This is a genomic window from Enterococcus sp. AZ095b (genome assembly GCF_051714725.1).
In the GTDB taxonomy this organism is placed as follows: Bacteria; Bacillota; Bacilli; order Lactobacillales; family Enterococcaceae; genus Enterococcus_B; species Enterococcus_B pernyi.
In genome coordinates this window covers 1,026,743-1,041,883 of the sequence record NZ_JBIOSL010000001.1, presented here as the reverse complement: position 1 = coordinate 1,041,883, position 15,141 = coordinate 1,026,743, and the positions used below count along the sequence as shown (strand labels likewise).

Genomic DNA, 15,141 nt, shown 5'->3' with positions numbered 1-15,141 from the left:
AAAACAATTTTCGTGGCTGGCGCCTTATTTCTCGAGGTTAAACACTTCTGTTCCGACCTCTTTTATCCGCTTTATTCGATTAATCTTCTAAAGCAACATTATGGAAGACATGTTGGACATCTTCTAGATCTTCTAATACATCGATCATTTTTTCAAATTGTTCCAAGTCTTCGCCAGTCAATGTCACTTCATTTTGAGGGATCATTTGGATCTCCGCAATTGAAAAGTCAGTGATGCCTTTTTCTTTTAGTGCTTCTTGAATACTGTGGAAATCTGGCACTTCTCCGTAAACGATGATTTGGCCATCTTCTTCCATGACATCACGTACATCGATGTCCTTTTCCATCAAGTATTCTAAGATCTCATCTGCATCTTCACCGGCAAAACCAAAAATCGCGGTATTGTCGAACATATAAGATACTGCCCCAGAGACACCCATATTTCCGCCGTTTTTACCGAATGCTGCACGCACATCAGCGGCTGTGCGGTTTACGTTGTTGGTCAATGTGTCTACGATCACCATTGAGCCATTTGGTCCAAATCCTTCATAGCGCAATTCAGAGTATGTTTCATCCCCTGAACCTTTTGCTTTTTCAATTGCTCGGTCGATGATATGTTTTGGTACATTGTAAGTTTTAGCGCGCTCAATGACGAAACGTAGTTTTTGGTTAGCGTGTGGGTCAGGATCACCTGATTTTGCTGCTGCATAGATTTCAATTCCGAACTTCGCATAAACTCGGCTGTTGTTTGCATCTTTAGCTGTTTTTTTAGCTACGATATTGGCCCATTTACGTCCCATAGTTTCACTTCGCTTTCTGATTTGATATAGGATAGATTCTTTTTGATTCGTGCGGGAACACACAAAACGTCCTGTTTCATTATACTTGTGAATCAGGTTTATGTGAAGCTTTTTTTCTCTTCGATCGTTTCGATAAAGACTGGTTTTCGCCCAAATACTTGTTCCGCTACCTCGCCACCTAAGCGATAGATTTGATCACTGCGAACGAGTAGTTTTGCCACTTGCGCTTCTTTTTTGCCGATTTTCGCAAAAAGGGCTAAGGCTTTTTTATTTTTGAGACATGCTCTACCTGCTGCTGTAAAGCCCAACACATGGATGTATTCTTGCATCTGTTGCTCTCTCATCTCTTCTTTTTGGATATTCAATAACACGTAGCACGACAGGCGTTGGATCCTCGTCCACGTATAGCGTTTTGTTTTGACTTGTTCGACAAACTCGTAAAATGTATTAGCTGTCTTGGCCGCTTCTAACATCCTGATCTCTAAACCTTCCGTCATCTGGTAGATTTTTTGCAACGAGTCAACGGTGGAAGAAAGAAGACGGTATTTTAGCAAGGGCCAATAGGATGTCCAAGTTTGCAAACTTTCTGTCTTTAAAAATCTCTCTGTCTCTGAGGGAACTGTTGCAGAAATCGATCGATTTTCCGTTAATGCTTTACGAATCGCTGTGGCACTGGCTATTGTTTCTTTTGGTAACTCTTCATCATGATAACCAGCCCCTTTACGGTTGATCGGAACTAGTTCCATTGGATGTTCATAGGTAGCATTTTCTTTTGCATAGCTCAGCCCTAGAATATGATTAGGCGAGGAAAAATCAAGTGAGATTTCTGGGTAGACGTGCTTGAATACCTGTGTCATCTTTTGCGGATAACTCATTGTCTGATCGGGCAACTCTTGAAATGCTTTGGTGATTTGATCCTGATGGTGCAAAACAAATTGACCAAATGCTTGATAATCGAAGGTCGCTTCATCTTCTGTTCCAAAACATAAATAGTCACAGTTTAATTTTTGCAACAGTTGAACTGCTCCTTTAGCAAAATAATCAGCAGATTGTACTGCCCACTCGATTGGTAATTCAACCACGAGATCCACTCCGTTTTTCAAGGCTACTTCTGCACGTTGCCACTTATCTAAAATCGCCGGTTCACCTCGCTGCAAAAAATTGCCACTCATCACCGCAATCACTACGTCGGCACCGGTTCGTTCCCGTGCTTGCTGGACATGATAAAGATGACCATTGTGAAAGGGATTATATTCAACAATGATGCCACATACTTTCATTCGCTTTTCTCCTTTCGCCTAGTAAAAAAGAAGAGACTAAGCTTTTTGATCCAGCCGTCTCTCCTTTTTATTGTTTGCTACAGTTCGTCGATTTCGCCTTCTTCTTTCTGGGCGACAAAAAACCAACGTCTGGATTCTTCGTTAGGTGTTTCGTCTGTAAAATCAGCGAATACTTCTACTTTAGCAAATCCGCTATTCTCTAACATCCGCAAGTAGTTTTCTAGTGGATACGTACGTTCTTGATGTAATTCATCTTCACGTGTGAACGTACCGTCTTTTTCTTGTGATTCGACAAAGAATGTCAAATAATGTTCAATGCTATGTTTTTCTTTCCCCGTATAACTATCCCAAAGAAAGGCAAAATCGTCTCCTTGGTAATGATAACTATACTCCGGAAATACTTGATCGATTTGATAAACGGAATGGACATCAAACAAGAAACGGCCGTTTTCTTCCAATGCCTGATAGACTTCATCGAATACTTGTTGTACTTCTTGATCGTTTTGCATATAGCACAAAGAATCTGAGAAACAAGTGATGGCTTGGTATTGCCCACTCTCTGATAGATCTAACATATTCCCTTCAACAAACTGTACCGATGCTTCTTCTTCATAGGCACGTTGACTGGCGATCATCAGCATTTCTTCTGATAGATCCAAGCCAGTTACATTGTAGCCGTCTTTGGCAAAAGCCACAGCTAATGCTCCTGTACCACAAGCTAGTTCAAGGATGTTTTTAGTTGTTTCAGGCAAATGGCGTTTAGAAAATGCGAGCCATTGTTCATAAAGCCCGTCATCCATGACTTCATCGTAAATAAAGGCAAATGTTTCGTAGGCCATGTTAATCCAACCATTCAGTCAAATCGACAAGTGGCGCATCTGACCATAACTTCTCTAAATTATAAAACCCACGTTCTGGGGCATGGAATACATGGATGATCAAATCACCTAGATCGATCAGAATCCATTTGCCGCCTTCTTTTCCTTCTACGCGTTTTACTTCGTATTTGCTTTCTTCTTCTTTTTCAATGATTTCTTCCACGATGGCATTGATCTGACGTTCACTGTTTGCTGAACAGATCATAAAGTAGTCAGCTAATAGCGACACTTTACGGACGTCTAAAGCTAAAATATCTTCTGCACGTTTTGAATCTGCTGCTTGGACAGCGATTTTTAATTGTTCTTTACTATCGATGATGATTTCCTCCTAATGGGTCAGCTATTTTGCCACCCAATGATTATATGTTTCAATTGTTTTTGGATAAATTTTGCTCTCTTGCGCAATCAAATGTGCTAATGTATGTTTGGTTTCGAATGCAACTGCTTCATTTAAATCGATCATGGCGATCTCACGGGCTTCTTTGACACCTGGAAAAGAACGTCCTGGTTCGATATAGTCAGCCACATAGATGACTTTATCGAGTAAGGACATCTCAGCAGCTCCTGTCGTATGGAGACGGATTGCTTGTAAGATCTCCTCATCAGTGATGCCTAATTCTCGTTCAACAAATGATGCACCGACTAATCCGTGCCAAATTGCATTTCCATAAGCTAATAACTCTGGATCAAGTTGCTCACGTTCGATGAATAAGATAAACTCATCGTCTGGTCGTTCTTTCGCATAATCATGTGTCAATGCGGCGATACTCGCTTTTTCTGGCGAACAACCATACCTTTCAGCAAGTGCAACAGCTGTTTGTTCTACACCCAAAACATGTTTGAAGCGTTGTTCACTCATTCTCATTTGGACTTTTTGCATCAAGATTTCTCGAGTATAGGCCGTATAATCTGTACTATAATTCATGTTGATACAATCCTTCTTTCTGAATATAATCCAAGACTTTATCTGGGATCAAATAACGGACGGAACAACCTTGTTGAATTTTTTGACGAATCTTTGTCGAACTTAGATCAATCTCAGGGACATCGACCCAGATCACAGGATACGGGGTTTCCACTTGATACCCACGTCGATGGATACCGACAAAGTGGACCATTGTCATTAACTCGTCGATTTTGTACCACTTTGGTAAATATTCGACCATATCACCGCCGATGATAAAATAGTAGTCCGTATCAGGATTATTTTGAGTCAAAGCCTTCATCGTGTCATACGTATAGCTTTTGCCGCCTCGTTCGATTTCAATCGTTTCAATCGTTAGAAAAGGATTGTCTTCGATCGCAAGTTCCAGCATGTTTAAGCGATGTTCTGCCGGTATAGTTGGCTTTTCATCCACATGAGGTGGTTGATAGGAAGGCATTAAACAGACATGGTCTAGTCCTAAATTCTGTCCTGCTTGTTCTGCCATCACTAGATGGGCTAGATGCACAGGATTGAAAGTTCCGCCCAAGATCCCCACCTGTTTTCTTTTCGCATAAAGATGGGGCATTTCTTTTGGAAATACTTGAGGTCGAACAAAGGATTTCGCTTGCGATTTCATCTTCGTCACTCCTTAGATTGCATGTACTTCTTTAGATATCCGTTGGTATTTCTCTTTAGATGATGCTTTGTATAAAACAAGCACGCGTCCGATGATCTGAACCACTTCACATGCGATAGCTTGTTCTAATACTTGTGCCACATCTTCTGCGATCTCATCTGTATTTTGCAACAATGATACTTTGATCAATTCTCTTTTTTCAAGTGCTTCTTCGATTTGGACGATCATTGCTTCATTGATCCCACCTTTACCGATTTGGAAGATCGGTTGAAGATGGTGTGCCTGACTACGTAAAAATCGTTTTTGCTTTCCTCTTAAACTCATGTTTTTCCTTCTTTCTTAAATCAGTGCTTTTCTTCTTAACACATGTACCCCTTTTGGCGCCCAGCCTGCGATGACTGCTGGTTCCGTTACCGTGATCCAGCCTAGTCCTGCAAAGACGATATCTGTCTTTTCTTTTACAGAAAACTCAAAGCGAACAAGTTCAGGGAATTCACTGACTTCATTCGGACGTGGTGGTTGCAATAAGCCGCCTACATGTTTTTCATAAAAAGTATCGGCTTTTTCTAATTTTGTCCGATGTAAATTGACATCATTTGATACATAAGCAATAAATGAACCTCGTTTGCCACTGATAAAGTCGAATCGAGCTAATCCTCCAAGGAAAAGCGTTTGACCTTCATTCAGCTGATACACCTTAGGCTTGATTTCCTTCGTCGGTGCGATGATACGTAAGTCTTTTTTGCCTAAATAGTGGGCCATTTGATGGCGATGGATAATTCCTGGTGTATCGATCAAAAATTGGCCATCATCCAATGGGATCTCGATTTTATCTAACGTTGTTCCTGGGAACTGCGAAGTCGTGATCACTTCTTGGACGCCTGCCGTATTTTTGATGATCTGATTGATCAATGTCGATTTCCCGACATTCGTCACACCAACGATATACACATCTCGACCCTCACGATATTTTTCGATTTTCTCTAGAAGTGTTGTCATTTCAGGTGCTTTTTTTGCGCTTGTCAACAACACCTCGACAGGTCTTAGCCCTGCTTCATGGGCACGCTCATTCATCCATTGGATCATTTTTGATTTTTTTAATGATTTAGGTAAAATATCGACTTTGTTCCCAACCAAAAGAACTGGATTGTTTCCGACAAAACGATGTAATCCAGGAATCAGTGAACCGTTGAAATCGAAAATATCCACCACATTGACGATCAATGCGTCTTTTTGACCTAATTCATTTAGTAATCGCAAGAAATCATCATCTGTCAGTGATACATCTTGGATCTCATTATAATGTCTCAAACGGAAACAACGTTGACAATAAACATCCCCTGTTGCTAACCCTTTTTCAAGTGCTGCTTTTGGTGTATAGCCTAATTCATCAGGATGTTCAGTTTGGATCATCACGCCACAACCGATACATTGCAATTCTTCGTTCATTCAATGCCACCTCGCCAATCCATATCTGGATGTTTCTTTACTAAATAACTCATGATCTTACGTTCCCAGAACCGATTGAATTTCGTCTTCCAACTATCAGTTTCAATGATTGGTTTAACTAAGACACTACGGATACCGGCACTATTCGCGCCACGAATATCGGTCATGATCTGATCACCAATCATGATGATTTCTTCATCTGCCAGATCCAACATTTTTTTTGCTTTATTGATTCCCACTGGCAAAGGCTTCAAAGCTCTTGCAACATAAAGTAGCTCAAATTTTTTAACTGCACGAGCTACGCGTTCTGAGTTGTTGTTAGAAACAACGACTACTGGTATGCCCGCATTTCTCATTTCTAAAATCCAAGTGAACAATTCTTCCGTTCCATCTGGATTATTCCAAGCAATCAGTGTATTATCAAGGTCCGTCAAGACGGCTTTGATCCCTAGTTTTTTCAGTTGTGCAGGGGTAATTTTATAGACGGCTTCTACCATCCATGTAGGTTTATAATTTGAAAACATGTTGTCTCCTCATCTGCAAAAAATGAAGGAGCACGATATGTACTCCTCAACCCCATATTATACTGTAAAATCTAAAAAAAAACTACCTCTATACATTAAACCTTTTAATGGAGGTAATAACAGAAGGAACCAGCTCCAAAAAATAAGCAATCAGCTCATAAAATAGATTCTTCTATATTCTTGAGTTGGTTGCTTATTACTGAAAGAGTTGCTTTTGGAACATCATTCATATAATTTTAGAAAAACCTAAAGAACTGAAATCACTATCCATAGGTAATGTTGGAAAAGAGCGCCATTTCTTATATCTTATTTTTTACTACAATACTTTGGCCAAAAAATCGATAGTCCGAGGCTGGCTCGTCCGCTCCAGCACCTCACTAGGTGTCCCCTCTTCCACGATCTGTCCTTGATCCATAAAGATGATTCGATCACCCACTTCTTTCGCAAAGCCGATTTCATGAGTGACAATGACCATCGTCATCCCTTCTTGTGCCAATTGCAACATAACCGAGAGTACTTCACCCACCATTTCTGGATCAAGTGCCGAAGTAGGCTCATCGAACAACATGACGTCTGGTTGCATTGCCAACGCTCGGGCAATCGCTATCCGTTGCTGCTGTCCACCTGATAAAGAGTAAGGATAGGCGGTGGCTTTATCTGACAAACCAACTTTTGCCAATAATTCCAAAGCGATCACCTCGGCTGCTTTCTTAGGCATTTTTTTCACTTTGATTGGTGATAAGGTGATATTTTCTAATACTGTCATATTGGGAAATAGATTGAACTGTTGAAAAACCATCCCCATTTTTTCTCTTGTTTTAAAAATATCGTGTTTCTTATGTGTGATATCCGTTCCCTCAAACTCCACCGTACCGGCTGTAGGAGATTCGAGTAGATTCAAACAACGGAGAAACGTACTTTTCCCTGAACCTGAAGGGCCGATGATCACTACGACCTCCCCGGCGGAAATAGTCGTAGTAATTCCTTTCAATACTTCTGTTTCCCCAAATGATTTATTTAATTGTTTGATCGTTACTATTGATTTTTCCATACGACATTCTCTCCTAACGTTGATACCCTTTTCCGAGTTTTTTCTCCCAACTACTCAACAACCGCGATGTTACAAAGGTCATAACGAAGTATAACCCTGCGGCAATAAAATAAGGTTCCAATGGGATATAGGAGTTTGAGATAACGATCTGAGCAGATCCCATCAATTCATTGATACCGATCACTGTCAGTAAAGAAGAATCTTTGATCAACGTGACAAACTCATTTCCTAATGGTGGCAGGATATTTCTCAACGCTTGTGGGAAAATGACATAACGCATCGCCTGTATAGGACGTAAGCCTAGTGAATACGAAGCTTCTGTTTGTCCCATATCAACAGCCGCAATCCCTCCACGAATGATCTCAGCAACATACGCCCCAGAGTTCAGTGATAATACGATGATTCCTGGTATCAAACGCCCTAAGTCGATGGTTAAAATCCCCACGGACCAATCCACCGCTGGAAAGAAACGTTGCAATAAGATGAATCCGATCATGATCTGCAATAACATCGGTGTGCCTCTTAGTAATTCGATATAACTATTAGCTAACCAATTCCAAGGCTTGATCTTTGAGCGCTTCATCAATGCCATGGCTAGGCCAATCATTGTACCAAAGATGACTGTCAAGATCGAAATGACGATCGTAACGACCGCGCCGGATAAAAAATACGGTAAGTACTTATCTAAAAACGAAAAATTCACACTGCGTCCCTCTATTCTGTCGCTGTTTGTTCAGCTAGTTCATGATTTTTTTTGATGAATTCATCGATTTTTCCCTCATCACTTAATTTTTTGATGATTTTATTCAACTCTTCTTGTAATTCTATACTCCCTTTTGGTAAGGCGACAGCAAAAGCTTCATCATCTGATTGTTCCAAAGGGATATCTGCAATCATCAAGTTGGGGTTCTGAGCAATATATGCTTCGGCAATCGTTTGTTCAACGACCATGCCATCCAGTGAACCTTGATTGATCTCGATCACCATATTTGGCACTTTATCGATCGTGACTACTTTAGCTTCTTTGATTTGTTCGTTGATCACTGCTTCTTGGATCGAGCCTTTTTGCGCCCCTAAGCTTTTACCTGCCAAGCGATCAATGCTTGTGAACGTGTTTTCATCTTTTTTATTGATCACGAGAACTTGTGGCGGATTGTAATAGTTGTCGGTGAAGTCAAATTGTTCTTTTCGTTCTGCGGTCGCTGAAATCGCTGAGATCGCTACATCGACTTTCCCTTCTTTTAAAGAGGCTAACACCGTGTTGAAACTCATATCTGAGAGCTCCAATTTCACACCAAGCTCATCTGCGATGGCTTTAGCTAAATCAATATCCGATCCGACGATTTGATCTTTCCCATCAACGATCGTATGAAATTCAAACGGCGCATAATCAGCAGACGTCGCCACTTTCAATACACCACTTTCCTTGATTGCTGCTAATTGATCGTTTGATTCAGCTGCATCCCCATTCCCGCAAGCTCCTAATGCGAATGTTGTAACTAAAAATAAAATAATTCCGGAAATCTTTTTCATTGTCTCGCCCCTTATTCATTTTGTTCTGTCATTATAGCATGAAAATTTCAAAAATAAACTATTTTTTTGTATATTTATTTAATTTTATTCGTTTTTATGCTTTTAAAATGAATAATAATCACGAATTAAGAATATTTATTTTAATATTTCAAGGGAAGAAATGAAAAAGCTGAGAACCAAGTCTCAGCTTTTTTATTTGATTTTCAGTCTATTTTACTTTGTTTCTCAAAGCCAAACACCTCTGTACCAAGCTCATTGGTTCCGCTGATTTACGCTAAATCACACAATTAATATCGTTTGTCATCTTGATTTGTTCAATTCTTGTAAACTATTGTTTTCTTTCTTGATTTTCAATTTTGATTACATTTTGCATTAGATAAGCAACTCCGTTAACTGTATCTGCAAATGAAATAGAATTCGCAAAAGAATTAACTGAGCGATATTTGTCCCATAGTTTTTCCAAATAACCGCTCCCTTTTATCTTTTCGATTTCCCTTTCATAATAAAAAGATAACGGTTTGTTGTCTCCACGTTTTGTAAATGTATTTCGGACACTTTTATATAGCTCTTTCATATCAATATTTTCTAGTTTTCGGATGGCAAATAGGTCGTAGTAATCTTTCAATCTCGAATTGTCTGTCCCAAAGTTAAATGTAGCACTCAGCTTTTCTGCAATAATCTGTTCTGTTGGATAAGCTGGAATCTCCACTTTTTTATCTTCAAACATCAATTGATGATGATGTATATCTACTTCAGGATAAATAGAATCTCCTGTTGTTACATCCAATTTAAATGGGACACGTATTTTTTCTAAATGAGCAATCAATTTAATTTGAAACCCAGGATAAAAATCAATTTCCCTTGTCTCTTTAATCTCTTGAACAGAGAAAACAATTCCCTCTTTCGTAGGTTTACTAGTTAATTCTTTAAAGATGTTCTTCAATTTTTCTTTAGTTAATTTACTATTTCTAAATGTCGTATCAATATCAATTGTTGTTCTTCTATCAATTCCATATTTTGAACCTAATAGAAAACCACCTTTCAAAATAAAGTCATTTTTATACTTCGATTCAGAGATTTGTTCAACTAAGCGATCCATCATAAAATGCCTTTGAACTAACTGTGCATTTAATCCTATACTTTTTGCAAGATTTCTTGTTTTTGCTGTAAATTGTGTAGGGGTCATATTTTCTCTCCATCAATACAAACTCTGCATATGATATTTCATTTCTTTCTCTACATGTAGTTTTGTCATATAATCTCTTAATTTACTTGGGTCTCTCATAGGATCTCTCATGTACTCTTTTAAAGCTTCTAATTTCATTTCATATTCAATTTCATATCTCGGATTCCAAATATCACAAAGAGTTCGTTCCTTATCGTATATAATAATAGGATTTCCTTGAAAGGAAGTGCCCTCCACTTTCCCTAACTCGTATACTTCCTTCTTCACAAAATGAAATTGTAACTGTTGCTCTTTCGTAATTGAACGATTCACATTATAACCATGTGGAAAAGTCAAATGAATGAAGTTCGGCATGTTTGTAGAAAGTTGATATATATCTAATGTCGTTTCATGAGAAAATATTCCTCTGGAAAATCGTTGCTGAAGACAAAATAAATCATCGATTCCATGACCAGTCTCTACATAATAACCACGATCAACTTTCATCAAAATTCCTTGATTCACCAATCTTTGTACAGTAGTTGCTGAAATTCCTAATTTTCTAGCTTCCTTCATAGATAAATTTCCATCGCGAATACGCAACAACTCTTTCAGCTTATCTTGCATTTAATCCCCTCACTTACGTTACAAATACACTACATTAAACTTATCATAATAGTGTAATTGTAACAAGGCATTCTTCATGCGGGAAAGAAATGGTCGATTACTGTGTAATGGATGTTTCGCGAATATCTGGACAATATAACTTCCTGAAAGCTATACCAAGACGATAAGATACGTTAGCAAGTTTATGCACACACCAAGAACGCCTTACACTATAACTATTCAGATGGCCTACTTAAATAGTTAAGTACCAATATCCAGCACTAAAAAGAAATACCTATGGTTTCAACAACTTTTAAAATTTCAAATCAAAAATCCTGATTCGGTACAGAAAAATATTTTTAATCAATTAAAAGAACAGGGAAAAGATGGTGCCCCCTTCTTTCTGTTCAAATTATTCTGAAATTCCTCTACTTCAATAATCATTTTGCAAGAAGCATCGTTTTTTAAGGCTATTCCTTTACTCAACTATTCCTCATTCCCTGACACAAAACTATATTCAATCTTATGTGAGTCAGATAAACGATTTCCACTTTCACCTACCCAAGAAAATTCTTTTCGATAATCCTTTCCGACTAACGTTGTCGTTTTCTTCTCCTGATTGACTTCGACTGTTACATGTTCGATCTCTTTAACAAATGTTTGAAAAAGTTCATTCGTTTTTAGGTCTTGTTCTGCGGATGTAAAATCTGGTGTCAGCAAACTTTTGATTTCTTGTTCTTCACTGCTTGAGAGTTTTAAATCTGCGGGATCTTGATCAAGGCTTTGTGCCAGTTGGATTTCTTTCATGATTTCTAAATTTCCCTCTTTAAGAGTATAACTTCCTCTGTTTTGTAGCGTCCCAGCATTCGTCACTTGAACAATTTCGACGTTTTTTAATCGGTCCTCATTCGATTTAGAGCAGCCAGTCAAGAATAGCGACAAAGAAATTACACCTCCAAAAAAAAGAACATAAAATAACTTACTTAACGACTTATAAAACACAACATCAACTCCTTTTTAATAAGAATATCACACACAAAAAAATATCAAATAATAACTAAGTTATGATTTGATCGGAAATAATAAACTAACTATAATAAAATTGTAACAAATAAAAAAAAGAGGTTTAATATGAAAAAAAAGGTTATTTTTAGTTGTTTTGTTGGCGTTACTTTTTTCAGTATGTTGTTACCTAGCCAAATCGTCCAGACCCAAGAAATAATCGAGCATACAGAACCATTTTCTAGCATCCAATCAATAGGTTCAAATTCAGATAACTTAGACTCAAAAAGCAATATTGACTAGATATTGGACGTCAGGATGGATTAAAACAGGAAGACCCGCTCCCGCAGTAGCTTTCTTTCAAAGCGGTGCATATAGGGGATGGTTAAGCAGATATCGTGAACTACCAAGTCATTATGGTACAACTGGTTATTATGAAGGTTACTTTTATCATAACTCCGTTCCATTTCCAGTTCCATCAAAATTAAATATTTTGAACAATGACTTATTATCACCAATTGATGAGGAGGGTCTAAAATGAAATATTTCAAACAAATTTTAATAGCTTCAATAGTAATTTCTGGTCTATTTTTATTTACTGAAAGACACAATGCAAACACAAACTTAGCAATAGCGGAATATACCTCAATATCTATAGAACCTTTAGGTAGTAAAATCATCTATCACACAAGACGATCTACTACGTTAGCCGGGTTAACTAACACCATGATTTATAATGATGGAATTTATTGCGGACAATTAACTTTACAGTCTTGGTCTTATGAAAAAGATTTTTCAACTGGAAGAATGTGGTATGTGGGTATATATAAAGGAACTGTACGTTCTAATGGTGGTTGTCCTATTGGTTAATTAATTAGTGAGAAAAATGAACAATAAATAAACTGCAATAAAGGACAACTTCACTTCATTTTTTCTCGCTATTATCTTAGACATCTCAAAAAGCTTGTACATGTATATATATTGAATAGTAGTATCTAACCACAAATAGCCCGATTTGATAAACCAAATCAGGTTATTTGTGGTTAGAAGATGTTTATTTTTATGTATTGCGATAATTACACAGTAAATAAGTGGGATATACTTCATTAAAAGAATAAAAACGGTACATTTAATTACGCGTTAACCTAGTTTTTTTCAATTTTTAGTGTATAACACAACATTCAATATATACTCTATGAAAAATTACTAAATTTTTTTAAGTTACAGAAATTCAAATTATCTCTATCTTTAATATCATTCTTCCAATTAACATTTTCCATTTTTCTTTTATATAATCAACAATCAAAATCTAATACCTAAATAATTACACATCAAGATACAATCTCTAATAACTAAATATCAGTGTAAGTTTAAAAATCTAAGAAAATTCAATGAAATTAGTTTTTTATATTAAGTTAAATATATATCATAAAATTTTTTCCATTTTAACCCTTACAATCAAAAAGAAACAAGAATATTTTCTAAAAAAATCATATAATTCCTATTTTATTTCCCCTTTTAACTAGCAAATCATACAAATAAACACATTAAATATATAAATCATAAACCAATATTTATCCATTTATAGGATAAATCAGAAAAAACTGTAGAGGCAATTCTCTACAGTTTAAATCAAAAAACTTCTTAATATTTACGAAAACGTTGGTAGCGTTGTTCGATCAATTCTTCGGTTGGTTTCTGACAAAGTTCGGTCAGTTTTTCGATCAATGCTTTTTGCATCATACGCGCAACTTTTTCTTTGCCTAAAGGTTCCCCATTGAATGTTTCGGGGATCACTCGATCAATGACGTCTAACTCTAATAATTCACCAGCAGCGACTTTCATCAATTCAGCGGCTTCGGCTGCTCGGCTGCCGTCTTTCCAAAGAATCGAAGCAAAGCCTTCTGGTGATAAAACAGCATAGATCGTTTGTTCTAACATCCAGACTTCATCGGCTAATGCTAAGGCTAGTGCCCCACCACTACCGCCTTCACCAATAATAATACTGATGATCGGTACCTTCAAATCCGACATTTCTAATAGATTACGGGCAATCGCTTCCCCTTCACCACGTTCTTCTGCACCGATCCCACAATAGGCACCCGCAGTGTTGATCAACGTAATGACCGGACGGTTGAATTTTTCTGCTTGTTTCATTAAACGCAGTGCTTTACGATAACCTTCCGGATGAGGAGAGCCAAAATTCCGACGAATATTTTCTTGCAAGTCACGGCCTTTTTGGATGCCAATGACGGTCACTGGTTTTCCGGCTAATTTTGCTACGCCTCCGACAATCGCTTCATCATCACCAAATAAGCGATCACCATGAAATTCTTGGAACCCTTCAAAAATCGTTTCAAAAAAATCAAGACTTGTCCAACGATCTTTTGCCCGCGCCAGTTGGACGATATCATGAGCAGTTTTATTCATGGTTGATCCATCCTTTCTGCGTATGCAATTCTAATAATTGATGGATCGTGTCCTTGAGTTCTTTTCTTGGAACGATGTGATCCACAAAGCCATGTTCCAGTAAAAATTCTGCTTTTTGAAAATCTTCTGGTAGTTCTTGTTTGATCGTTTGTTCGATCACTCGGCGGCCAGCAAAGCCGATCAAACTTTGCGGTTCAGCTAAGATGATATCCCCTTCCATCGCAAAGCTGGCGGTAACACCACCTGTCGTCGGATCTGTTAAGACAGTCAAATAAAATAGCTGTTTATTGCTATGACGTTTGACCGCTGCGGAGATTTTGGCCATTTGCATGAGAGAGAAAATTCCTTCTTGCATCCGGGCGCCCCCTGAAGCAGTGAATAATACGACGGGTAATTTTTTACTCGCCGCACGTTCAAACAAACGAGTGATCTTTTCCCCTACGATCGTGCCCATACTTCCCATGATAAAATTAGGGTCCATGACACCAATAGCAAAAGGAATGCCTTTAATAGTCGCTTGACCAGTTAGAACTGCTTCATGTAAGCCAGTCTTTTCTTGCATCTTGCCGATCTTTTCTTGATAATCAGGGAAATCAAGAGGATCTTTTGTGACGAGATCCGTATCCCATTCCTCTAAACTTTTCTCATCAATGATCAACGCTAATCGCTGCCATGCGCCGATTCTAAAGTTATAACTACAGTGTGGACATACTTTTTCTTCCCCGATATCTTTTGTGTAGATGATATGTTTACAATTTGGGCATTTCGCCCACATATTGTCAGGGACCGATGGTGCATTCGTTGGCTTGATTTCTCGATTAGGATTGATTCGAATGTATTTTTTCTTTTTGAATAAAGCCAT

Annotated in this window: 19 protein-coding genes and 1 pseudogene; 3 read left to right on the top strand and 17 right to left on the bottom strand. The window is 38.0% G+C overall.

What is annotated here, in order from left to right:
• Positions 1 to 79 precede the first annotated feature (79 nt).
• The 15 genes from IGJ99_RS05010 to IGJ99_RS04940 form a co-directional block, all read right to left on the bottom strand.
• Positions 80 to 799 carry a YebC/PmpR family DNA-binding transcriptional regulator gene (locus tag IGJ99_RS05010; RefSeq protein ID WP_029594248.1) on the bottom strand — a complete coding sequence of 240 codons (720 nt, stop codon included), beginning with the start codon at positions 797 to 799 and terminating at the stop codon, positions 80 to 82.
• 98 nt (positions 800 to 897) lie between these two features.
• Complete coding sequence (locus IGJ99_RS05005) at positions 898 to 2,079, bottom strand: nucleotidyltransferase (RefSeq protein WP_137072130.1); 1,182 nt, start codon at positions 2,077 to 2,079, stop codon at positions 898 to 900.
• Positions 2,080 to 2,156: 77 nt separating this feature from the next.
• Positions 2,157 to 2,918 (bottom strand): class I SAM-dependent DNA methyltransferase, encoded by a 762-nt coding sequence (locus IGJ99_RS05000; protein WP_010735859.1) that lies wholly within the window; start codon positions 2,916 to 2,918, stop codon positions 2,157 to 2,159.
• A gap of 1 nt (position 2,919) precedes the next feature.
• Positions 2,920 to 3,273, bottom strand: a complete 354-nt coding sequence (gene rsfS / locus IGJ99_RS04995) for a ribosome silencing factor (protein WP_034688417.1) — start codon at positions 3,271 to 3,273, stop codon at positions 2,920 to 2,922.
• A 24-nt stretch (positions 3,274 to 3,297) separates the two neighbouring features.
• Entirely contained in the window at positions 3,298 to 3,882 is a 585-nt protein-coding gene (gene yqeK / locus IGJ99_RS04990) for a bis(5'-nucleosyl)-tetraphosphatase (symmetrical) YqeK (protein WP_438770653.1), read from the bottom strand.
• Positions 3,872 to 4,519 (bottom strand): nicotinate-nucleotide adenylyltransferase, encoded by a 648-nt coding sequence (locus IGJ99_RS04985; protein ID WP_153830349.1) that lies wholly within the window; start codon positions 4,517 to 4,519, stop codon positions 3,872 to 3,874. The genes yqeK and IGJ99_RS04985 overlap by 11 nt, the downstream gene beginning before the upstream one ends.
• Positions 4,520 to 4,531: 12 nt before the next feature.
• Positions 4,532 to 4,843, bottom strand: coding sequence for a ribosome assembly RNA-binding protein YhbY (yhbY, locus tag IGJ99_RS04980; protein ID WP_019724120.1), 312 nt, complete (start codon positions 4,841 to 4,843; stop codon positions 4,532 to 4,534).
• Between the two features lie 15 nt (positions 4,844 to 4,858).
• Positions 4,859 to 5,968: a ribosome biogenesis GTPase YqeH gene (gene yqeH, locus IGJ99_RS04975; protein WP_010735864.1), complete on the bottom strand. Its 1,110-nt coding sequence runs from the start codon at positions 5,966 to 5,968 to the stop codon at positions 4,859 to 4,861.
• Positions 5,965 to 6,492: a YqeG family HAD IIIA-type phosphatase gene (locus IGJ99_RS04970; protein ID WP_010735865.1), complete on the bottom strand. Its 528-nt coding sequence runs from the start codon at positions 6,490 to 6,492 to the stop codon at positions 5,965 to 5,967. The genes yqeH and IGJ99_RS04970 overlap by 4 nt, the downstream gene beginning before the upstream one ends.
• A gap of 316 nt (positions 6,493 to 6,808) precedes the next feature.
• Positions 6,809 to 7,543, bottom strand: coding sequence for an amino acid ABC transporter ATP-binding protein (locus IGJ99_RS04965; protein ID WP_375152169.1), 735 nt, complete (start codon positions 7,541 to 7,543; stop codon positions 6,809 to 6,811).
• A gap of 13 nt (positions 7,544 to 7,556) precedes the next feature.
• Complete coding sequence (locus IGJ99_RS04960) at positions 7,557 to 8,246, bottom strand: amino acid ABC transporter permease (RefSeq protein WP_226076818.1); 690 nt, start codon at positions 8,244 to 8,246, stop codon at positions 7,557 to 7,559.
• An 11-nt stretch (positions 8,247 to 8,257) separates the two neighbouring features.
• Positions 8,258 to 9,076, bottom strand: coding sequence for a transporter substrate-binding domain-containing protein (locus IGJ99_RS04955; RefSeq protein WP_438770652.1), 819 nt, complete (start codon positions 9,074 to 9,076; stop codon positions 8,258 to 8,260).
• A gap of 328 nt (positions 9,077 to 9,404) precedes the next feature.
• Entirely contained in the window at positions 9,405 to 10,262 is an 858-nt protein-coding gene (locus IGJ99_RS04950) for a nucleotidyl transferase AbiEii/AbiGii toxin family protein (RefSeq protein ID WP_153830347.1), read from the bottom strand.
• A gap of 12 nt (positions 10,263 to 10,274) precedes the next feature.
• On the bottom strand, positions 10,275 to 10,868 hold the full coding sequence (locus IGJ99_RS04945; protein WP_195514478.1) for a type IV toxin-antitoxin system AbiEi family antitoxin domain-containing protein: 594 nt from the start codon (positions 10,866 to 10,868) through the stop codon (positions 10,275 to 10,277).
• A 465-nt stretch (positions 10,869 to 11,333) separates the two neighbouring features.
• Positions 11,334 to 11,849 carry a hypothetical protein gene (locus IGJ99_RS04940; RefSeq protein WP_438770651.1) on the bottom strand — a complete coding sequence of 172 codons (516 nt, stop codon included), beginning with the start codon at positions 11,847 to 11,849 and terminating at the stop codon, positions 11,334 to 11,336.
• Positions 11,850 to 11,978: 129 nt separating this feature from the next.
• Between IGJ99_RS04940 and IGJ99_RS04935 the strand changes: the two genes are divergently transcribed.
• From IGJ99_RS04935 to IGJ99_RS04925, 3 genes and pseudogenes are all read left to right on the top strand, one after another.
• Entirely contained in the window at positions 11,979 to 12,152 is a 174-nt protein-coding gene (locus IGJ99_RS04935; protein WP_023519414.1) for a hypothetical protein, read from the top strand.
• Positions 12,136 to 12,390: pseudogene (locus IGJ99_RS04930) on the top strand (hypothetical protein); the annotation flags it as partial. The gene IGJ99_RS04935 and the pseudogene IGJ99_RS04930, both read left to right, overlap by 17 nt.
• Positions 12,387 to 12,719: a hypothetical protein gene (locus tag IGJ99_RS04925; RefSeq protein ID WP_023519413.1), complete on the top strand. Its 333-nt coding sequence runs from the start codon at positions 12,387 to 12,389 to the stop codon at positions 12,717 to 12,719. The pseudogene IGJ99_RS04930 and the gene IGJ99_RS04925, both read left to right, overlap by 4 nt.
• Positions 12,720 to 13,493: 774 nt before the next feature.
• On the opposite strand, the gene IGJ99_RS04920 is transcribed toward IGJ99_RS04925, so the two are convergent.
• Both IGJ99_RS04920 and accD read right to left on the bottom strand, forming a co-directional pair.
• Entirely contained in the window at positions 13,494 to 14,279 is a 786-nt protein-coding gene (locus IGJ99_RS04920; RefSeq protein WP_010735869.1) for an acetyl-CoA carboxylase carboxyl transferase subunit alpha, read from the bottom strand.
• Positions 14,272 to 15,141 (bottom strand): acetyl-CoA carboxylase, carboxyltransferase subunit beta, encoded by an 870-nt coding sequence (accD, locus tag IGJ99_RS04915; protein WP_375152168.1) that lies wholly within the window; start codon positions 15,139 to 15,141, stop codon positions 14,272 to 14,274. Before accD ends, IGJ99_RS04920 begins: the two co-directional genes overlap by 8 nt.